The organism is Streptomyces hygroscopicus, assembly GCF_026168105.1.
GTDB lineage: Bacteria > Actinomycetota > Actinomycetes > Streptomycetales > Streptomycetaceae > Streptomyces > Streptomyces hygroscopicus_D.
This window is the reverse complement of sequence record NZ_LBMW01000027.1, coordinates 93,258-113,857: the sequence shown is the minus strand read 5'-3', so window position 1 is coordinate 113,857 and position 20,600 is coordinate 93,258. Positions and strand designations below refer to the sequence as shown.

At 71.7% G+C, this 20,600-nt stretch carries 15 protein-coding genes; 5 read left to right on the top strand and 10 right to left on the bottom strand.

From position 1 onward, the window contains the following. Nucleotides 1-120: 120 nt before the first annotated feature. Both AAW14_RS24670 and AAW14_RS24665 read left to right on the top strand, forming a co-directional pair. Nucleotides 121-1,581 (top strand): PspC domain-containing protein, encoded by a 1,461-nt coding sequence (locus AAW14_RS24670; RefSeq protein WP_265566120.1) that lies wholly within the window; start codon nt 121-123, stop codon nt 1,579-1,581. Then, on the top strand, nt 1,568-1,810 hold the full coding sequence (locus AAW14_RS24665; RefSeq protein WP_265566116.1) for a hypothetical protein: 243 nt from the start codon (nt 1,568-1,570) through the stop codon (nt 1,808-1,810). Before AAW14_RS24670 ends, AAW14_RS24665 begins: the two co-directional genes overlap by 14 nt. A 15-nt stretch (nt 1,811-1,825) precedes the next feature. Here the strand turns inward: AAW14_RS24665 and AAW14_RS24660 are convergent, their stop codons facing one another. Both AAW14_RS24660 and AAW14_RS24655 read right to left on the bottom strand, forming a co-directional pair. Beyond that, nucleotides 1,826-2,344, bottom strand: a complete 519-nt coding sequence (locus AAW14_RS24660; protein WP_416223360.1) for a DoxX family protein — start codon at nt 2,342-2,344, stop codon at nt 1,826-1,828. A 149-nt stretch (nt 2,345-2,493) separates the two neighbouring features. Then, complete coding sequence (locus tag AAW14_RS24655) at nt 2,494-3,783, bottom strand: hypothetical protein (RefSeq protein ID WP_265566114.1); 1,290 nt, start codon at nt 3,781-3,783, stop codon at nt 2,494-2,496. Between the two features lie 269 nt (nt 3,784-4,052). Here AAW14_RS24655 and AAW14_RS24650 point away from each other — a divergent pair, with 269 nt between their 5' ends. Then, complete coding sequence (locus AAW14_RS24650) at nt 4,053-4,934, top strand: DUF4429 domain-containing protein (protein ID WP_265566113.1); 882 nt, start codon at nt 4,053-4,055, stop codon at nt 4,932-4,934. 89 nt (nt 4,935-5,023) lie between these two features. Here AAW14_RS24650 and AAW14_RS24645 read toward each other — a convergent pair whose 3' ends face one another. Further along, nucleotides 5,024-5,818 carry a class II aldolase/adducin family protein gene (locus AAW14_RS24645; protein WP_265566112.1) on the bottom strand — a complete coding sequence of 265 codons (795 nt, stop codon included), beginning with the start codon at nt 5,816-5,818 and terminating at the stop codon, nt 5,024-5,026. Nucleotides 5,819-6,041: 223 nt separating this feature from the next. Continuing rightward, nucleotides 6,042-7,631 (bottom strand): glutamine-hydrolyzing GMP synthase, encoded by a 1,590-nt coding sequence (guaA, locus tag AAW14_RS24640; protein ID WP_265566111.1) that lies wholly within the window; start codon nt 7,629-7,631, stop codon nt 6,042-6,044. Between the two features lie 403 nt (nt 7,632-8,034). On the opposite strand from guaA, the gene AAW14_RS24635 reads away from it, so the two are divergent. Beyond that, nucleotides 8,035-8,397, top strand: coding sequence for a chorismate mutase (locus AAW14_RS24635; protein WP_265566110.1), 363 nt, complete (start codon nt 8,035-8,037; stop codon nt 8,395-8,397). Between the two features lie 710 nt (nt 8,398-9,107). On the opposite strand, the gene AAW14_RS24630 is transcribed toward AAW14_RS24635, so the two are convergent. Beyond that, nucleotides 9,108-10,226: a hypothetical protein gene (locus tag AAW14_RS24630; protein ID WP_265566109.1), complete on the bottom strand. Its 1,119-nt coding sequence runs from the start codon at nt 10,224-10,226 to the stop codon at nt 9,108-9,110. 213 nt (nt 10,227-10,439) lie between these two features. On the opposite strand from AAW14_RS24630, the gene AAW14_RS24625 reads away from it, so the two are divergent. Continuing rightward, nucleotides 10,440-11,444, top strand: a complete 1,005-nt coding sequence (locus AAW14_RS24625) for an LPXTG cell wall anchor domain-containing protein (RefSeq protein WP_265566108.1) — start codon at nt 10,440-10,442, stop codon at nt 11,442-11,444. 167 nt (nt 11,445-11,611) lie between these two features. Here AAW14_RS24625 and AAW14_RS24620 read toward each other — a convergent pair whose 3' ends face one another. From AAW14_RS24620 to AAW14_RS24600, 5 genes are all read right to left on the bottom strand, one after another. Next, entirely contained in the window at nt 11,612-13,390 is a 1,779-nt protein-coding gene (locus AAW14_RS24620; RefSeq protein ID WP_265566107.1) for a GMC family oxidoreductase N-terminal domain-containing protein, read from the bottom strand. A gap of 105 nt (nt 13,391-13,495) precedes the next feature. After that, a complete protein-coding gene (locus AAW14_RS24615) occupies nt 13,496-15,136 on the bottom strand; it encodes a succinic semialdehyde dehydrogenase (RefSeq protein ID WP_265566106.1) in 1,641 nt (546 codons plus the stop codon). A 195-nt stretch (nt 15,137-15,331) separates the two neighbouring features. Beyond that, entirely contained in the window at nt 15,332-17,050 is a 1,719-nt protein-coding gene (locus tag AAW14_RS24610) for a serine/threonine-protein kinase (RefSeq protein ID WP_265566105.1), read from the bottom strand. A gap of 92 nt (nt 17,051-17,142) precedes the next feature. Then, complete coding sequence (locus AAW14_RS24605) at nt 17,143-18,771, bottom strand: serine/threonine-protein kinase (RefSeq protein ID WP_265566104.1); 1,629 nt, start codon at nt 18,769-18,771, stop codon at nt 17,143-17,145. Between the two features lie 157 nt (nt 18,772-18,928). Further along, nucleotides 18,929-20,545, bottom strand: coding sequence for a serine/threonine-protein kinase (locus AAW14_RS24600; protein WP_265566119.1), 1,617 nt, complete (start codon nt 20,543-20,545; stop codon nt 18,929-18,931). Nucleotides 20,546-20,600 lie beyond the last annotated feature (55 nt).

Sequence of the window (20,600 nt, the reverse complement as noted above, 5' to 3'; positions counted from 1 at the left end):
CTCCCCGCCTCCGGCGGCACCGCGCCCGCCGTGGGAGAGGAGCCGCGCGCGCACGAGTACGCCACGGTGCGGCAGGATGCCGCCGTGCGGGAGAACCGGGCCGAGTACGAGGATGCGGCCGTGCAGGACGAAGCGGGCGTGCGCCGGAGCGGGCCCGGCCCCGAGGACGCGGCTGCTCGGGGGATCCCGGGCGGCTCCGGGCGAGAGGACGCGAGCTCGCACCGGGCACACCACGCGGGCCCACTCCCGGGAGCAGCCGGGGACGCGCACCCCGGCGCGGGCAAGGGCGCGTCCGGGCACGAGGACGCGGCCCCGACCGAGGAGACCGGGCGGTTCCGGCGTGACCGCCGGTTCAAGATGCTGGCGGGCGTCTGCTCGGGCCTGGCCCGGCAGTGCGACATGGACCCGGTGATCTTCCGGATCGTGCTCGCAGTGCTCTCGGCGACGGGCGGCCTCGGCCTCATCTTCTACGGTTTCGCCTGGCTCCTGATCCCCTACGAGGACGAGGAGGAGAACGAGGTCCGCAAGCTGCTCACGGGGCGCGTCGACGGCCAGGGCCTGGCCGCGGTCCTCTTCGCCCTGGTGGGCTGCGGGGTCTTCCTGTCGATGCTCAGGAACGGCGGGATGCTGTCCTTCGCCGCCGTCCTGTCCCTGCTCCTCGCGGGCGCGGGGTACTGGTCGAGGCATCGCGGCGCCTCCGACCCCGACCCGCTGGCCGCGCAGGCCGTGGCCGACGCCCCGCCGGAGGCGACGGCACCGCCCGTCCCCGCCTCCTACCCCTCCTGGTGGCGCGACCCCATCGTCAAGGACGGCACGCACGTGGGCGGCACCGGGTATCTGTGGGGCCCGAGCGACATCCCCGGGCGTGACGTGGCCGCGGCGGTCAACATCGCCCGCGGTTCGTCGCACGGCCGGCGGATACGCACCCCCCAGCAGCCGAAGCCCCGGGGAGCCCGCTGGATCGGTGGCTGGGTGTTTCTGTTCGCCCTCCTCGCAGGTGGTCTCGGTACCGGTCTGACCTGGAACGGCCAGGCGCTCGGCACCAGCCTGCAGACGGGCCTGGCGTGTGCGCTCACCGTGCTCGGCGCGGGCATCGCGGTCAGCTCGCTCCTCGGCCGTACCGGAGCGGGCTCGATCTTCCTCGCGTTGCTCACGGCGGGCCTGCTCGCCGGGGCAACGGCCCTCCCGAAGAACATCAGCACGCACTGGACGCGCACGACCTGGGCACCGGCCTCGGCGGCGGCCGTCCGGGGGACCTACGACCTGGGCACCGGCGTCGGCACCCTGGACCTCAGCCATCTGGGACTCGCAAAGGACCAGACGGTGACGACCCGGGCGCAGGTGGGTGTGGGCAGGCTCAAGGTGGTGGTCCCTCGGAATGCGACGGTGAAGGTGTCGATCGACACGGGTGTCGGCGACATCCGGTTGCCGGGTGACCCCGCCAAGGACGTGGACGTGCAGCCGGGCAGACACAAGCAGGTGACGCTCTCTCCCGCGTCCGCGACGAAGAACGCGGCCACGTTCAGCCTCAGCCTCGAGGTCGGCGTGGGCCAGGTGGAGGTGGCCCGTGCTGCGTCATGAGTTCCAGCCCGGCCGACTGATAGCCGGCGTCGTCCTGACCGGCGTGGGGGTCGTCTACATGGGTGACGCGAGCGGCGCCTGGGGCACACCGTGGTTCGCGCTCATCCCGATCGTCAACGGCGGCCTGTGTCTCGCGGCCGTGACGGGCCTGCTGACCCGCGCGATACGCAGGGGCCGCACGGCCCGAAGCGAACCGCACGGCGAACGGAACGGGGCGACGGCTCCGTAGCCCGGGAGGCAGCGACTACCGGTACCCGTCCGCGCGTTGCCGTCGTCGCGCACGGATGGCGGCGTCCACCGAGAGGACCGGGGCACCGGCCAGGACCAGGGGGAGCCAGGCCATCAGGTAGGCGAGGTCGTTGCCGTAGTAGTAGGGGCTGGAGGCCCAACTCACGGTCAACCAGAGGCTCAGCGAGATGAGCGCGCCGCCGAGTGCGGCGAGGCGGCTCAGCAGCCCGAGGAGCGTGCCGATGCCCACGGCGAGTTCACCGATGGCGATGGCGCCGCCGAAAGCGACGGGGTTCTTCAGCGACAGGTCGATCAGGGCCGGGATCGCCGACGTGTCGCGCACACTGCGCATCAGGTCGCCGATCGAGCCGGAGCCGGAGTCATGCAGGAAGGCGCTGTTGGTGAGCTTGTCGACGCCTGCGTAGATGAACGTGACGCCCAGGAAGATGCGAAGGGGGAGCAGGGCGTAGCGGGTCGCGGTGTCCCGCCAGGTGTGGCCCTCCTCCAGGAAGGACGTGTGGGAGTCCATGCGCATGCCATAAGTCATCGTGGTCGCCGCCTCTCGCCCGCCATGCCGTTGGCCCCTCAGCAGACCATACGTGCCAAAGGGGGTGACCGCTCAAGCGCTGTGCGCCGACTTTCCCCGGGTATGCCTGCACCTGGCCGAGTCGAGCTCCGTCGCCGTTACTCCATTACGTCGATCGTCACCCGATTCGTCTCCACCCCTGCGGCCGTCACCACCTGGACGTCCACCCTCCCGGGCTCCACATCCGCCGGTACCGGGACCGTGAGGAGCGTGTCCGTCGGATTGCTGAAGCCGCCGGGGACCGGGACCAGGGGGACATGGACATGGACCGTGCCGATCCGGACCACCATCCGGGACAGCCGGTCGGCGCCCTGGGCGCCGGGCGGTACGAAGCACGCGCCGCGGATCTCGATGTCGTCGCCCGTGCGGATCGGGGCGTCCAGGTCGCCCGCCTCCCGCGCCCGGACCACCGAGAGCACCACCGGACGGCCGCCCTCCGCGTACTTCCCGGCGAGATACGTGGCCGCCGACACCAGTACCAGCAGCGCGAGCCCCCACGGCAGATCGGGCAGCTGGTCGGGGCGGCGGGCCAGCCGTACCACCGCGAAGACCAGGGCGACCGCACTGATCACGACGTACTGGGTGTCCGGGAAGCTGCCGCGCCCCGAGTCGTCCGTCAGCAGGTCCGCCGCCCGCGGCCGTCCGGCCCGTACCTTCTGCAGCCGCTGGCCGAGGACACGCACGCCGACCACCCGCCGCACCAGGACCGCGATCCCGCACACCATCGCGACCACGGTCACCACACCCACCCCGCGCGCCAGGTCGAGCCCGGCGATCAGCGCGTCGCGCGTGCCGTGCGCCGAGGCCGCGGCCAGCTCGCCGACCAGCACGAGCAGCGCGTACACCATGAACAACACCCAACTGGCCGCCACGGCGCGCGACGTCGACAACCGGTTGTCCTCCCCGATGACGGGCGCGAGGACCCCGCCGCGCGCCCGATGCAGGCACCCGGCGGCGGTCAGCGCGGCGCCCACCAGTGCGGCAGCGAGCAGCCCGGCCGTGCGTGCCATGGTCCAGCCCGCGCCGATAGCGGTCAGGGCCTGCACCAGCAGCAGCACGCCCACCGCGGCCCACACCGCGACCGCCGTACGACGCCACAGCCGACCGAGCCAGGCCTCGCCGTCGGCCCGGCTCCGCTCGGCGACGAGGTCGGCGGACTGCGTGAGCTCGTCGGACACCCACTGGCGGGACGCGGACGCGGAGTGCGCGACCGCCGTGGGCAGCCCCCGCCCGGACGCAAACTCCTCCCGTTTGGCCAGGAATTCCGCGACCGCCCGCCGGTGTCCCTCACGCGCCCCGTGCGGGCAGTCCCCGCAGGTGCAGCCGCCCTCGTGGACAGCCGGACCACTTCCGCGCCCCGTGCCCTGCCTCGCCTCCTGCACCGCCACGCCCGCTGCCGCCTTCCCGCGCCGGATCACCACGCCGCACCCGGCCGCCGCGCGACCGGACGCCTCCGCCCGGCCACCGCGCGGCCGAAGCACGCCGTACGCACGACCGCCGGACGGCCACGCCGCACAACTGGCGTGCGACGACAGCGAATTGTGCCGTACGGAACACGCTCCGCGTCGTCCAGGTCCGGTCTGGAGGGGTGAAAGAGCGCCGGTCCGGTTGACCGGCGTCGAAAACCCCCTGTTGACCCGGCTGCGAGAATTTCCGTATGGCCGAGATCATCCAGCGCGACGGGACCTGGGCCTTCGACGGCAACACGGTCCGGATCACGCCGGGGCTCCACCGCTCGGTGCCGCTGTTCCGGCAGACGTACGGGGAGATCGCGGTGCCCCTGGAGGCGATCGCCGGAATCGTCTACGAGCCCGAGGGCAAGCGCGGCCGCCTCCGGCTCCGACTGCGCGAGGGCGCCGACCCGCTGCTCCAGGCAACGGGCGGACGCCTGCCGGACACGGCGGACCCCTACCGGCTGACCGTGGCCCTCGACCGCTCCGGGGTCGCCGAGTACGTCGCCGAGGAGATCCGCCACTGCTTGCTGCTCGAGCAGATTCCCAAGGAGCCGGCCACGGCCTACCTCCTGCCCGGCCCGCCGGTTCCCGTCTCGGTGCGTTCCAGCGACGGAACCGTCTCCTTCGACGGTGCCCGGGTGCGGATCGACTGGAGCGACTCCTCCGACCGCGTCAAGCGCGCGACCGGCCCACGGATCATCAACATAGGGGATCTCGTTCAGGTCGAGTGGCTGCCCAACTCCGGTTATGAAGACGGGTTCCTGCGCTTCGTCACCCACGAGACGATGTTCTCGAAGCTGCCGCCCGAGAAGGATCCTTACGCCCTCGACCTGTGGGGCAGCAGCCGCCGCGACCTGCTCACGGCCCTCGTCGCCACCGCGGTCACCGCCCGGCTGCCGCATCCGTCCGTCCGTGTGGCGGACGACGAGGGGCGCCCCCGGCTCGCCGCCGAAGCACAGCCGTCGGCCGACCACCACGACATACTGCTGCGCCGGCTGCGGGAGTTGGGCGAACTGCACCGCGCCGGCGTCCTCACGGACGAGGAGTTCGCAGCCACGAAGGCGGCCGTACTGCGGGGCTTCTGACCGCCCCACCCTCGCCGAGCCGCCGGCTCTGCGGATCCGCCGGCTCTGCGGACCGCCAACTCTGCGGATCCGCCGGCTCAGCGGATCCGTCAGCTCAGCAGATCCGGCTCCCTGCGGCTGATGTCCTGCCACAGCGGCTGGTAGTTGATCCAGGCAACCAGGTCCCCGCCCAGCTGCTCCCGCGTCGCCACTGCCTGCTTGTGGTCGACCAGGACGGGCCGTCCCGCCGCCTTCGCGGTCAGCTGCACCTGGCAGGAGCGTTCCATCGACAGGAACCACCAGGCGGCCGCGTCCACCGAGTCGCCGACGGTCAGCAGCCCGTGGTTGCGCAGGACGAGCGCCTTGCGCGTGTCGAGCGCGGTGGCGATCCGGCGGCCCTCCTCGGCGTCCACGGCGACGCCGGTGTAGGCGTCGTAGACGGCGTGATCCTCGTAGAAGGCGCAGGATTCCTGGGTGATGGGTTCCAGCAGATCGCCCAGTGCCGCGAGGGCGCGCCCGTGCAGCGAGTGGCAGTGGGCGACGGCGACGACGTCCGGGCGGGCGGCGTGGACCTGGGCGTGCACGGTGAACGCCGCCTGGTTGACGTGGTAGCGGCCTTCGATCACCTGACCGTCCTGGTTGGCCAGCACGAGGTCGCTCACGGTGACATGCCGGAACGGCATCCCGAACGGGTTGACCCAGAAGCAGTCGGTGAATTCGGGGTCGCGTGCCGTGATGTGGCCGGAGACCCCGTCCTCGAAGCCGAGCCGTCCGAAGACCCGCAGCGCTCCGGCCAGCCGTTCCTTGCGGTGCTGCCGCTCGTCGTCAGGCGATTCGTGCATCGGCGGCATGGCGAACTGCAGCTGATCGGTGGGCAGGGGCGGCGGCGGGGTGGGCCCGTGCATGTGGTGTCCTCCAGCACTGGGTTCCTTACCGAGGGGAAGTTACCTTCGGCCTCCGCAGGAGAACAGAGTCGTCCGGTGAAGAGAATGCGCAACCGTGGAAGAAATCAGAAAGTAGAAAAGAGGTGGAACCGCCGCAGCCGTTCCACCTCTTCCGCACCGAGCTGACGGATGTCGAACGGACCTACGCCCCCTCAGGCGGAGGCGACCCGGAACGTCTCCGGGGTCACTCCCACTCGATGGTCCCCGGCGGCTTCGAGGTCACATCGAGGACCACGCGGTTGACGTCGCGGACCTCGTTCGTGATCCGGGTCGAGATCTTGCCGAGCACGTCGTACGGGAGCCGGGACCAGTCGGCGGTCATGGCGTCCTCGGACGAGACCGGCCGCAGGACGATCGGGTGGCCGTACGTCCGGCCGTCGCCCTGCACGCCGACGCTGCGGACATCGGCGAGCAGGACCACCGGGCACTGCCAGATCTCACGGTCGAGGCCGGCCGCGGTCAGCTCCTCGCGGGCGATGGCGTCGGCCTCACGGAGCAGGTCGAGCCGCTCCTTGGTGACCTCGCCGACGATGCGGATGCCGAGGCCGGGGCCCGGGAAGGGCTGGCGCTGGACGATCTCCTCGGGGAGGCCGAGCTCTTGGCCGACCATCCGCACCTCGTCCTTGAAGAGCTTGCGGAGCGGTTCGATCAGCTGGAACTCGAGATCCTCCGGCAGGCCGCCCACATTGTGGTGCGACTTGATGTTGGCCGTGCCGGTGCCGCCACCGGACTCGACGACGTCCGGGTAGAGGGTGCCCTGGACGAGGAACTCGACCGGCTCGCCGCTCTCGCCGGCCTCGGCGATGATCTCCACCTGGGCCTGCTCGAAGACACGGATGAACTCTCGGCCGATGATCTTCCGCTTCTCCTCGGGGTCGGAGACGCCCTGGAGCGCGGTCAGGAACCGCTCCTCCGCGTCGACGACCTTCAGCTGGACGCCGGTGGCCGCGACGAAGTCCTTCTCGACCTGCTCGGTCTCGCCCTTGCGCATCAGGCCGTGGTCGACGTACACGCAGGTCAGCTGGGAGCCGATGGCCTTCTGGACGAGGGCGGCGGCGACGGCGGAATCCACGCCGCCGGAGAGCCCGCAGATGGCACGCTTGGTGCCGACCTGCTCGCGGATCGCCTCGACCTGCTCCTCGATCACGCTGCCGGTGGTCCAGGTGGGGCTCAGGCCCGCGCCGCGGTAGAGGAAGTGCTCGAGCACCTGCTGGCCGTGCGTGGAGTGCATGACCTCGGGGTGGTACTGGACGCCGTAGAGCCTCTGCTCGTCGTTCTCGAAGGCGGCGACCGGGACGACGTCCGTGGACGCCGTGACGGCGAATCCCTCGGGCGCGGCGGAGCAGGCGTCGCCGTGGGACATCCAGACGGACTGGTCGGCGGGGGTGCCCTCGAAGAGGGTGGAGGACGGCTTGGAGACGGCCAGCGCCGTACGGCCGTACTCACGGGCACCGGTGTTGTCCACCCTGCCGCCGAGGGCCTGGGCCATCAGCTGGAAGCCGTAGCACATGCCGAAGACGGGGACACCGGCCTCGAAGAGGGAGCGGTCGACGGTCGGGGCGCCCTCCTCGTAGACCGACGAGGGACCACCGGAGAGGATGATGGCCGCCGGGTTCTTGGCGAGCATCTCCGCGACCGGCATGGTGCTCGGCACGATCTCGCTGTAGACCCGGGCCTCGCGGACGCGACGGGCGATGAGCTGGGCGTACTGCGCGCCGAAGTCGACGACCAGGACGGTGTCGGGGGCGGCGGCAGCGGGAGTCGCTGATGACACGGGTTGCCTTCCGGCGGCTTGACAGGGGGCTGTGCCATCGATTCTAACGGGGTGGCCGCGGTGACCCCCCGTCGCTGCCGACGGCTGCCGTCCCCGCGCCCCCGCTGCGACCCGGACCGCCTCGCCTTCGCACGCAGGTGACGGGCCGAGTCGCGTTGCATCCGTCTCACCGGCCGAACCTGCTTGGAGCCTGCCGCGGCTCCGGGCATACTGACCGCATGCTCGCGCACTCGACCTTCGTCTTTACCTATGGCAACCGGCCCGCCGGCTGCCATGGTCGTGCTGCTTGAGCTACTGACAAGCGACTTCCCAGGCGCCCCGGGCCGATACGGTCCGGGGCGCCTTGCGTTCGCGGACCGTGCCGATCCGGGGCACCTCATCCCGACACCGAGGAGACCCGGCCATGACCGCCACCACCACCGAGAAGACGGCCCCCGCAACGACGGCAACCGAAGCGACGGCTACCGAAACGACAGCAACGGAGAAGACGGCAGCCGAGAAGACCGGAGCCCGCACCCCCGAGGCCGCCGGGGTGATCTCCGGCGCCCGTGAACGCATCGACGCCCTCGACGACCGCATCATCGGCCTCATCCAGGAACGCATGGCGGTCTCGGCCGTGATCCAGGAGGCGCGCATCGCCTCCGGCGGCCGCCGGGTGAACCTCTCCCGCGAGATGGAGGTCCTCGGCCACTACAGGGAGGCGCTGGGCAAGCCCGGCACCGCCCTGGCGATGACCCTGCTCGAGCTGTGCCGGGGCCGTATCTGACGACGACAAGGACGGTGCGGCCCGCGCCCGATCGGGTCCTTGCCGCATGCGACGGGCGTCCGGCGCACTCACGTTCGCCTGCGCCTCACCCGTACGGCGCGTGACCGGGGCCCGCCGGGGTTCGTTGGTATCGGTGTCCGTGCCATCCAGGGGCGGGCCCGAAAGAACCACGCGTGGCTCCGCTGGGGCGATGAGGCGTACGGGTCGTGCTGTGCGTCGTGGGACCTCGCTCCAGGGTTGTGACCGGACGGCAGGGGACAGCAGCCCGGTCACCCAGAAAGCGGTCGGCCCCGGGGACGCCCGGGGCCGACCGGCGGAACTGTTCCAAGGGTGGTCGAAACGGTTGCGGAGGCCGTGACCCGTCCAGCACGATGCGAGGACAGTCCGTCGACATCAGCAGTACAGATCCGGACACCCTCTCGCCCCCGGCACAACCGCATCGCTCCCGCACCCGATTGCCAGTGGTCGACACCACGCGCGTTCCCGAGCACGCCGGGCGCACCACCGGTGGTCACACGGGACAAGCGGCGCACCCCCCCGGCGCCGCTCCCCGGGCACCGACGCTGCCCTGACGTCGGTGCTGACGGAGAAGGGCCCCGCGGAACCCCGCACCTCGGCCAGGCCGAGCGGGACCCCCGCCGCGGGGCCCTTCGCATGCCCTTCGCGTGCCTTTGGCGAAAGACCCCTGGCATGTCTTTCGCAGGCGTTCGTCAGGTGCGCGAGACCGTGCCGCACAGTCGGCTGTCTCCCTGGACCAGGTCCCGGCTGCGGTCGTACGGGTCTGTCGTCGGGCCCGGCGCAGGGGCCCCCGTCGCAGTCGCCGAGGAGAACTGCGGATGCAGGAAGCCGTCGTGGATGCCGCAGGCCGAGTTGCCCGCGGATTCGTCGTAGCGCACGAGCTGGAGCCTGCCGGGTGTGACCGTGTACTGCGCGGGGTCGGCCAGTTCGGTGTCGACGACGCGGCGCACGATCGTGCGGGCCACCTCGGTCGAGTCGGCCCGGGACAGCGGGTAGACGAAGGTGTAGTCGGCGTGGACGCGGACCGAGGCGGCCGAGGCGTTCTCGCCGCGGGCGAAGGTGATACGGCCGCGGACCTTCACGACCTTGCCCACGAGCCGCACCTCCCCGGGATCGAAGCGGCTGAAGAGCAGCAGCGGGTCGTACTTCTCGCCGGGGGCGGCGAGGGACCGGTCCAGGTCGGCGAGGACGTGCGACTGCTTGGGGTCCAGCACGCCCAGCGCCGCCGTGGGGCGCCCGCCGAGCAGGGTCTTCGGGCTGAGGTTCGCGTCGACCAGCAGGGTCTTCGTCTCCTGCAGGGCTGTGGCGACCTGGGCCTTCGTCAGCGAACCGACCGCCTCGGCCGGGGGCAGCACGATCCCGGACTCGCCGTCCGCCCAGCGCAGGGCCGGGGAGCCGGCGAAAGGATGGTCGAGCGTCGGGGTGTCCGGGGCCGCGCTGGAGGGCGGGGCGCTGGGACGGGCGGTCTCGGCGGGCAGTTCGGCGGGCGAGTCCGCGGTGGAGCGGTCGCCGAAGGGATCGCCGGGTATCAGCGACGGCTTCATGGCCACGACGGCGACGGCGAGCGCCAGGAGCAGGCCGAGCACCGTCCATGCGCGACCGCGCGGACGGCGGGCAGCGGCCGGGGGCGCGCGCCAGCCGACGGGGCGTACGCCCTGTGCGTCCTGTTGCCGCAGCCGCTGGGTCACCATGCGCGCCCGCGCGGACGGTTCCTTCGGCGCGGAGGCTCGGATGTCGTGCTCGGTGTCGCGGGCGAACCGCTCCCAGACGTCGTCGGGAAGCGCGGGCTCCTCCGGGTGCTGATCAGACACGACTGTCAGTTCTACGGGCACCGGAAGGCCGTTCACAAGTCGCACTCACATGTGACTCAGGCCACATAAAGAACCTGTGAATGTCTTACAACCCTTCACAGGTTCCGCAGGTCACACCTACCGAATCATGGGCCACACCCGCGCCCCACACGCGGAGGCCTCCCCCCTTGCATGCGCCGCGCTCCGCGGCGCACCGGATTTTTCGAGGTCTTCATGAAGCTTCGTCGTGCCCTGGCCGCCGCGGCGGCGACGGCCGCCATAGCCCCGCTTGCGCTGCTGTCGGCACCGGCTGCGTTCGCCGCGGACCCGTCGTCCTCCGCCTCCGCGAGCGAGACCGCGGGCACCGGCTCACCGACCGACCTCACTCCCGGGGCCGCCGCCTCGACGACTCCCGCCGGTGGCGCGTCCACGTCGGCGTCCTCGTCGGCGACGACGCCCTCGACGCCGACGGGCAAGCCGTCCGGCTCGGCGAGCACGTCGGCCACCCCGTCCGCCGGCTCGACGCCCACCGCCGAGCCGACGCCCTGCACCATGGACGAGGTCGACCCGGACTCCCAGCTCACCATCTCCGTCTCCGGTCTGCCGGGCAAGATCGTGGCGGGAAGCGGCTGGCACCCCTTCACGCTGACCGCGGCCAACCACAGCAACCAGTCCCTCGGCGAGGTGAACTGGCTCGCGATCGTCGACAACGACACGGCGAGCGAGAACGAGAAGGACTGGCTGAGCACCTACGCCGTGCTCGAGTACTTCAACCCCAAGACCAAGGCCTGGGAGTCCATCGCGGACGAGGTCGGCAACGGCTTCTACTTCGGTGAGACGGAGCTGGGCCCCAAGCAGACGGTCGCCATCAAGCTGCGGGTCGACATCACCGCGAAGGCCCCCGCCGGCCAGGGCTACAACGTGGGCCTGGGCGGATACGTGGACCAGGCGAAGAACTGCGTGCACAACGCGTTCGACTACTACACGTTCACCGTCCTCAAGCCGGGCACCGCCAACGACAACCCGGGCCAGGCCAAGCCCGGCAAGGGCCCGGAGCCGGCCGGCGGCAAGAAGCCGCAGGGCGGCGCCGGCGAGATCCCGGCCACCGGCAGCCTCGCCTCCACCGGTTCCTCCTCCGCGCTCCCGACCATCGCCCTGGTCGGCGGTGTCGCCGTCGTCGCCGGCGGCGGTGTCGTGTTCGCGGTGCGGCGCCGGAAGACGGGTGGTCAGGCCGCGTAAGGCTCTGCCACCGCACGGACTGCGTCAGGCGCCCCGCGCGCCTCGCACCAGGAAGAAGGACCTGAGCTCGGAGGGGGGCACAGGTCCTTCTTCCATGGGGGCGCGCACACGGCACCTGGTGCGCGCGTACGGCACCCAGGAGCGCTCATACGGCACCCGGGTGCGCGTCACTTCTTCGGCGGCACCGCAGGCATCCCCAGGAACGGCAGCCGCAGTGCCCCGAACGCCTCCGCCGGGACCGCCGGGTTCCTCGGCTCCACCGGCTTGAGGCGTTCGTACGCCGTCCCCTGCGCCGGACGCGAGTCCGCCTCCCCCTTGTTGGGCCAGTACGACATCGCCCGTTCGGCCTGGGCGGTGATCGTCAGCGAAGGGTTGACGCCCAGGTTCGCCGACACCGCCGCGCCGTCGACCACCGAGATGCCGGGGTGGCCGTAGAGCCGGTGGTACGGGTCGATCACTCCTGTCTCGCGCGAGGCGCCGATCGGGCAGCCGCCGAGGAAGTGCGCGGTCAGCGGAGTGCCCATCAGTTCGCCCACGTTGCTCCCCGCGAAGCCATTGATCTCGGCGGCGATCGCGGACGCCGCCTGAGAAGCGGCCCTGATCTGCTTCGGGTTGGGGGCGCCATGACCCTGGCGCGCCGTCAGCAGCCCCTTGCCGGGACCCGTCGGCTTCAGGTACGTCGTCAGGGAGTTGTCCAGCGACTGCATGACCAGACCGATGATGGTCCGCTCCGACCAGCGGCGGTTGGAGAGGGAACGGACCAGGAGCAACGGGTGCCTCGCCGCGTTCGCCAGCCAGGCCAGGACCCGGGAGGAGCCCTCCGCGTACGGGACCTGGAGGATCGACAAGCCTCCCATCGCGTTCGATCCCTTGCCGTAGCGCACCGGCTCGATGTGCGTGTTCTCGTCCGGGTGGATCGAGGACGTGATCGCGACGCCCTGCGTGAAGTCGGCCTTCTCCGTGCCGTGCGCCCTGCGGTAGCGGCGGTTGTCCGTCTGCGCGCCCACCACCGCCTCGGAGTTGGTACGGGTCAGTTCACCCAGCCGGTCCGAGATGTACGGAAGCTGGCCGTTCGTCTTCATGCGGTGCAGCAGCGTCTGCGTGCCGTACGTGCCCGCCGCGAGGACGACCCGCCTCGCCTTGAAGACCCGCCCCTCGCCCTTGCGCTTCCTGTCGGTCGGCAGGGTCGAGACGGCGTACCCGCCCTGCGAGTCGTCCGTGACCGCCACGACCGTCGTCATGGGGTGGACCACCGCGCCCGCCTTCTCCGCGAGGTGGAGATAGTTCTCGTTGAGGGTGTTCTTCGCCCCGTGACGGCATCCCGTCATGCACTCGCCGCACTCGGTACACGCCCGGCGGGCCGGCCCGGCACCGCCGAAGTAAGGGTCCTGAACCTCCTCGCCGGGCCGGCCCCTTGCCGCACCGTCGGCATCGACGCCGTCCCCGAAGAAGACGCCGACCGGCGCCATGTGGAAGGTGTCGCCCACGCCCATGCGCTCGGCGGCCGCCTTGAGGTGGACGTCCGAGGGCGTCATGGTCGGGTTGAGCCGCACGCCCAGCATGCGCCGCGCCTGGTCGTAGTACGGGTTCAGTTCCTCCTGCCAGTCGGTGATCTCCTTCCACTGCGGGTCGTCGAAGAACGCCTTCGGCGGAACGTAGAGGGTGTTGGCGTAGTTGAGGGAGCCGCCGCCGACCCCGGCGCCCGCGAGCACCATCACATTGCCCAGCAGATGGATGCGCTGGATGCCGTACATGCCGAGGGCGGGCGCCCACAGGTAGTTCTTCAGGTCCCAGGAGTTCTTGGGGAGGGAGTCGCGGGTGAAGCGGCGGCCCGCTTCCAGGACTCCGACGCGGTAGCCCTTCTCGGTCAGCCGCAGGGCGGTGACCGATCCGCCGAAGCCGGAACCCACGACGATGACGTCGTAGTCGTAGCCGTCCTGTGGCACGTGCGTCTCCTCGTTGAGTGTGTGCCTGCGGGTCGTCGCTGGTTGCTCGCGCCCTCGCCGCGCGGGCCGCATCACGCGGCTGTCCCGCGCTCCTGCCGGGGCGCTCTAGCGGAGCCGGAATGCCTTCATGGCCCTGAGACTGCGGCTCATGAAGGCCGCGTACTTCTCGTCGTCCATGCCCAGCGACGGTGCCATCGGCAGCAGCCGCTGGTGGGCGACGGTCTGGGCCTCCGTGTACTTGAGGATGCCCTCGGAGCCGTGTCGGCGGCCGAGGCCGGAGTCCTTCATGCCGCCCATCGGGGACTGGGCGCTGCCGTACGCGGGTGCGTAGCCCTCGTTGACGTTGACCGTGCCGGTACGCAGTCGGGCGGCGACCTGGCGGCCGCGTCGGCCGTCCTTCGTCCAGACCGAGGAATTCAGTCCGTACGGCGTGGCGTTGGCGCGCTCGATCGCCTCGTCCTCTGTCGAGAAGCGGTAGATCGACACGACCGGGCCGAAGGTCTCCTCCGCGCACACCGGCATCGGCGCCTCGACGCCGTCGAGGATGGTGGGCTCGTAGAAGTACGGACCGACGTCGGGGCGGGCGACCCCGCCGGTCAGGACCTTTGCGCCCTTGGCCACAGCCTCCTCGACGTGCCGGGTCACGGTCTCCAGCTGCCGCTCGCCGACCAGGGACCCCATGTCCGCGCCGTACGCGAGGGAGGTGCCCAGCCGCATGGCCCTGGTCCGGGCCGCGAACCGCTCCACGAAGGCGTCCGCGATCGACTCGTGCACATACAGCCGCTCGATGGAGATGCACAGCTGGCCCGCGGACGAGAAGCAGGCGCGGACGGCACCGGCCGCCGCCTTCTCGATGTCCGCGTCCTCCAGGACGAGCATGGCGTTCTTGCCGCCGAGTTCGAGCGAGACGCCGACGAGACGGGCGGCCGCACCCTGGGCGACCTCACGGCCGGTGCGGGTGGAACCGGTGAAGGAGACATAGTCGGCGTGCCGGACGACCTCAGGGCCGACGACCGGGCCCTCGCCGATGACGACCTGGAAGACGTCGGCGGGCAGCCCGGCCTCGATCAGCAGGTCACGCGCCCACAGCGCGGTCAGGCACGTCTCCGTGTCCGGCTTCATCACGACGGCGTTGCCCGCGACGAAGGCCGGGAGCGCGTCCCCGACCGACAGTTCGAGCGGGTAGTTCCAGGGGGCTATCTGGCCGACGACACCGCGCGGGTGGCGCAGTTCGGTGACCCGGGTGAGCGTCGGCACGGCACCCGTGTGCCGCTTGGGCCTCAGATACGAGGGAGCCTTGCGGCCGTAGTGCCGGGCGGCGACGGCGACGGCCTGCACCTCCTCGTGGGCGTGGAGGCGCGCCTTGCCGGTCTCCAACTGGATCAGGTCGAGCACCTCGGCCTGGCGGGCGAGCACCAGGTCGTGGAAGCGGAGCAGCACGGCGGCGCGTTGGCGTACCGGGGTCGCGGCCCAGACCGACTGCGCCGCGCGGGCCCGCCTGAACGCCTCCGCCACGTCCTCGGGTGTGGACTCGGGCAGGTCGGCCAGCTTTCCGCCGGTGAACGGCGTGTGGTTGGCGGTGCGGCCGGAGCCGACCACGCCCTTGCCGAGCTGGGCGACCAGCTCCGGCGTGACCACGTCGACGGCGGTGCGGACGCCGGCGGGGGCGGGCGCAAGGGGGTTGGTGCCGACCGTGCCCGTACCGGTCCTGTCTGTGGCCTTCTCCGGGGCCTGCGAGTCCGTCATGAGGCGCAGAGTATGCGGGGGCGGAGCGTTTGGGTACCCGTCGGTAATGCGCCTTCACCGGGTGTCCACACCGCGCCAGTGACTGCTGGCAGCAAATCGGCTGATCAGGACGTTGTCGGGGGCCGGTCCCGGCTCGGCGACGAAACGGCCCCGGGTTCGGGTGCCGGGTCCGCGCGCACCCCGCACCCGCGGCGGCTAGAGCGTGTCGATGCCCAGGTTCGCGATCGCCGTCCTCGCCACCTCGCGGCCGCGATCCGTGAAGTCACCCTTGCCGGGGTAGTCGACCGTCAGCCGGTACATGTTGCCCCGGGAGTCCTTGTAGTAGAAGATCCTCAGCTCGCGGGGGCGCGGGGCCTGGCTGTCGTCGGTCGTGTAGACGACGGTGTTCTGAGCGGCCTCCTTGCCGTGGTACGTGGTCTGCTCCGGGTGTGTCCCCGGCCCCTTGGGCATGTTGAACTCGTAGGCTCCGCTGTCCTTGAACTCGCCGTTGTCCGCGTACATCTCGGCCGCCGACGAGTCCTTGATCTGATGGCCGGAGTCCTCGGACTTCTTCGTCAGGTGCAGGCCGATCGAGATGCTGCCGCTCCAGTCGGTGTACGTCACCCAGTTCTTGTCGGAGGCGTCCTGCTTGGGCCGGCCCACCTGGTAGTCGGCGGGCACCGCGAGCGTCACGCCCAGCGCCTTCTCCTGACGCGTGGTCCAGCCGCCCGGCAACGGCCCCGCGAACGGGTCCGCGACAACCAGGTACGCCGCCACCGCCAGCGCGACGACCGCCGCACCGATACCGATCAGCGCCCCGCGGCCGAGGCGGATGCCCCGCGCACCGGGGAGGGCCGGTGGCACGGGCCGGGCCGGCTGCGGCGGCCGGGCCGCCTTCTCCAGCAGCTCCCGGACCTCGGCCGCGGTCGGACGGTGCGCCGGGTCCTTGTTCAGCAGCCCGTTGATGGCGTCGGCGAGCGGGCCGCCGGCCGAGGCGGGGGCCGCCGGGGTGGAGTGCAGGACCGACTGGAGCGTGGCGGGCGTGTTGGTGCGGCGGAACGGCGAGACGCCCTCCGTCGCCGCGTACAGCACCACGCCCAGCGACCACAGGTCCGACGCCGGATCGGGGCGCCGGCCCAGCACGCGTTCCGGGGCGATGTACTCGGGCGAGCCGACGAAGCCGCCCGTGTCCGTAAGGCTGGTCTCGCCCTCGATCTGTGCGATGCCGAAGTCGGTGAGGACGACGCGCTCATGACGGCCCAGCAGGACGTTGTCGGGCTTCACATCACGGTGCAGGATGCCCGCCGCGTGCGCGGCCTCCAGGGCGCCGAGCACCTCCAGTCCGATGCGCGCCGCCTCGCGCGCGCCGAGCGTGCCCTCCTGGAGCACATCGCCCAGGGAGCGGCCGTGCACCAGCTCCATCACGATCCACGGTCTGCCGTCCACCACCGCGACGTCGTGCACGTTCACCACCGCGGGGTGGTCGAGGCGGGCCGCGGCCCGGGCCTCGCGGCGCATCCGCTCATAGGCGTTGGCCTGTTCGCGCTCGGGAAGGTGATCGGGGATCCTCGGTTCCTTGACCGCCACCTCGCGGTCCATCGTCTCGTCCTTGGCCCGCCACACCGTGCCCATACCGCCGTGGCCGAGCTTCTCGAGCAGCCGGTAGCGCCCGGCGACGAGCCGCCCTGCCCCCGGGTCCCCGGGCGTCTCGGGCACGGTCTGGGTGAGGACCGCGGGGGACTGAAGGTGCTTCTGCGCGGGCGCGGGGTCCTTCTGTGCCGACGCGGGATCCGCCTGCGACGGCTGGGGATCCGTCGGCGCCGACTGCGGCCGGGCGTACGGGTTTCCCGGGTACGGCACACCCGGTCGCGGCGGTTGCAGTCCGAAACTTGTCGGCTCGTCGGAGCGGGAAGGGCCTCCCCCGTGGCTGCTCATGCGTTCATGCTTATCGCGCCGGGCGCTCGTCAGCCACCTCCGCCGCGAACCGGTCACAGACCCGTGACCCGCCGCGCCCCTGAATCTCCCTTTCAGCCCGGTACGAACGTGCCGACCGCCACGTCGAAGTACTCCTTCGACTCCTGTTCCTTCCCGACCGGCGCCGACACCCACACGTCGTACATGCGGTCGCCCTCCTCCCAGCACAGGTCGTAGGTGTGCCGGGGGCCCTCGGCGGCGGTGAAGCCGTTCCAGGTGAACTCCCAGAGCGCGGCCGGGTTTCCGTTGTGGGAGGTCTCGGTGACCCGGCCGTCGTGGTAACCCGGGTTGTTGGCCGGCCCGTCGGCGTCCGAGCGCCGCATGACCGCGAGCGGACCCCCCGGCTCCGGGTCCGACATCTTGATGCCGATGCGGAAGGTTTCCCCCGGCGACATGTAGAAGATCCGCTCGCCCTGCGGACTGCGGGTGAACCCGTCGGGCACGGCGAGCGAGAACCGGTCCGGGTCGTGCGTCAGCCGGTACCCCGAAGGCACCGTACGGGACGTGGCCGACGCCGGCACCGTGGTCGGCGGACGCGTCACCGTCACCGTGGCTCCGGGAGCCGACGGGCGGGAGGGGCTCGCCGAGGGACTCGAAGGCCCGGAACTCGCCGGCGTCCGGCTCCCGTTGCCGCCTTCACGCATCAGGAGCGCCGCCGCCGAGACTCCCGCGCCCGCCATGGCCGCGACGAGTGCAGCCGCGATGAGCACGCCCCGCGCGGAGTGGCGGGAGGACCGCGACGCGAGGGCCGCGGGCGGGGTCGGGGCCTCGGGCACCTCCGGCGGCGGCACCGCGCGCCGGGGCACGTCCCGTTGCGTCGGCGTGTACGCCACAGGCGCCCGCGGCGTACGTCCCGTGTCCAGGAACTCCCGCAGCAGTCGCTCGGCCTCCGCCGCGTCCAGCCGCCGCTCGGGATCGCGCTCCAGCAGCCCTCGTACGACGGGCAGGATCGGCTGTGCCTGCACGGGCGGACGGATCTCGTCGACGACCACGGCGTGCAGGATCCCCCCGAGCGAATCGCGCCGGAAGGGCGATTCCCCGCTCAGCACCGCACACAGCAGTGCGCCGAGCGACCACAGATCGGACTCGGGGCCGGTCCGCTCCCCGGACATCCGCTCGGGCGCGGTGTACTCGGGCGAGCCGACGAAGGAGCCGCTCTCGGTGAGTGTCGTCGCGCCGGCGACCTGAGCGATGCCGAAGTCGGTGAGGACGACGCGGTCGGTGCCCGCCTCCATCAGGACGTTCGCGGGTTTGAGGTCGCGGTGCAGCACGCCCGCACCGTGCGCGCGGCGCAGCGCGCCCAGCAGGTCGATGCCGATGCGGGCGGCCTCACGGGCGTCTACGGGGCCGCGCCCGGCGATGCGTTCGGCGAGCGAGCCGCCGTCGATCAGTTCCATCACGATGTACGGTCGTTCGTCGTCCTCGACGACGTCGTGGACGACGATGATGTGCGGATGCCGCAACTGCGCCACCGCACGCGCCTCGCGGAGGGTGCGCTCGCGCTGCAGCCGGGCCTCCTCGGCGGAGAGCGAGGGGTCGAGAACGAGTTCCTTGACCGCCACCTGACGGCCGAGCAACTGGTCGGCAGCCCGCCAGACGAGGCCCATGCCGCCCCGCCCGATCCGCTCCTCCAGCCGGTAACGCCCGGCGATGACGCGGACGTTCTCCCCCTCGGTCCCCATGCGCCCCATCATGCCGCACCGGACGAGAACCCCCCGGAACGCCGTCCCGAGGGTGGCCGACAAGTGACGTACGTGGGCGTACAGGGGGCGTGCGAGCGGAGCTCGGGGGCGTACGAGCAAGCCGTGGAGGCGCACGGAGGGCGGAGGTGCGGACCCGTCACCCCGACTGCTGACGCCACCCCCGCAGCACCACGTCGAACTGCTCGTGCAGGGTCTTCCAGTCCGTGGCGGGGCCCGACATGTAGATGGCGTACTCGACGCCGTCGCGGGCGAAGTACGTCTCCTCGACGGCGTGACGCGGCCCGGGGAACGGTGTGTCCTTGGCCAGCGCTGTCCATGTGTACTCCCACAGGGAGCCGGGGCGGTCGCGGTAGATGTTCTTCTGCAGGGTCACCCGCTTGTAGCCGACCAGCCGCTGGAGCTGCTGTTCCAGGTCGAGCTGGTGCGAGTACGCGTCGTCGAAGTCGGGTGAGGTGTCGACCGCGACACGGATGAAGTGTTTGCCGCCGTCGGGCGTGTAGTCGGTCTGGGAGGCGTCGTAGACCTTCCGCTTCCACTGCTCGCCGGGCAGGACCAGGCTGAAGCCTGCGGGATCCTTTTTGCGCACCCAGCCGTCGGGGATGCTCTCGTCCTGCTGCGCGGTGCTGCTTGGCGTGGGCGTGGGCGTGGGGGGCGGCGTGGTGGCGGACGCGGACGCGGTGCCGGTACCCCGGCCCGCGAAGTGGTTGATGGCCACCGCGCCCGCCGCGCCGACCACCGCGGCCACCGCAAGGACGAGCGCGACCGTGCGGCCCCGGCGGCGTTTGCGGGGCGCCGGCGGCGGGGCGGGCTGGTACAGGGTGCCGCCGGCCGTTTCCGGCTCGCGCGCCTCCCGGGGACGCGGTACGTGCGTGGTCGTGTCCCGCTCGGCCGACACATCCACGTGCTGCGTAGCCACGTACTCCTGTGCCGCCCTGGGCCGCCGCCCCTCCGCGGCCTCGGCCAGCATCTGCTCGAGCTCGGCGGCGCCGGGCCGCTGCGCGGGGTCCTTGCGCAGCAGCGCCGCGATCACCGGCTCCAGGGCGCCCGCGAACTGCGGCGGCTCGGGCTCCTCGTCGACGACGGCCTGCATGGTGGTCAGCGGCGAGGTCCGCCGGAACGGCGACCTGCCCTCCACCGCCGTGTACAGGGTGGCGCCCAGCGCCCACACGTCGGAGGCCGGGCCCGGGTCGTGGCCGCGGACGCGTTCGGGCGCCAGGTAGTCGACGGACCCGACGATCTCCCCGGTTCGGGTGATGGTCGTGTCGCCCTCGACCTGCGCGATCCCGAAGTCGGTGATCAGGACGCGCCCGTCGGCGGCGAGCAGGACGTTACCGGGCTTCACATCACGGTGCAGAACTCCCGCCGAGTGCGCGGCACGCAGGGCGCGCAGCACCCACAGCCCGATGCGCGCGGCCTCGGCGGGCTCGATGCGGCCGCGCTCCTTGACCGCGTCGGCCAGCGAACCGCCCTCCACCAACTCCATCACGATCCACGGCCGGTTGTCGTGCTCCAGGACGTCGTGGACCGTGACCACGGCCGAGTGGTTGATGCGCGCGGCCGCCCTGGCCTCGGCGTGGGTCCGGGCGAGCAGCACGGGACGGTCACTCTCCGTGACGTACAGTGCGGCCGTCAGTTCCTTGATGGCGACCGCCCGGTGCAGCACCTCGTCGTGGGCGCGCCACACCCGGCCCATGCCGCCGCTGCCGATGGAGTCGACAAGCCGGTAGCGGCCCGCGAGGAGCAGGCCCTGCATCTGATTCACGTTTCCCCGCAATGTTCTTGACGAGGTCAGATTAAAGAGCGGCTCC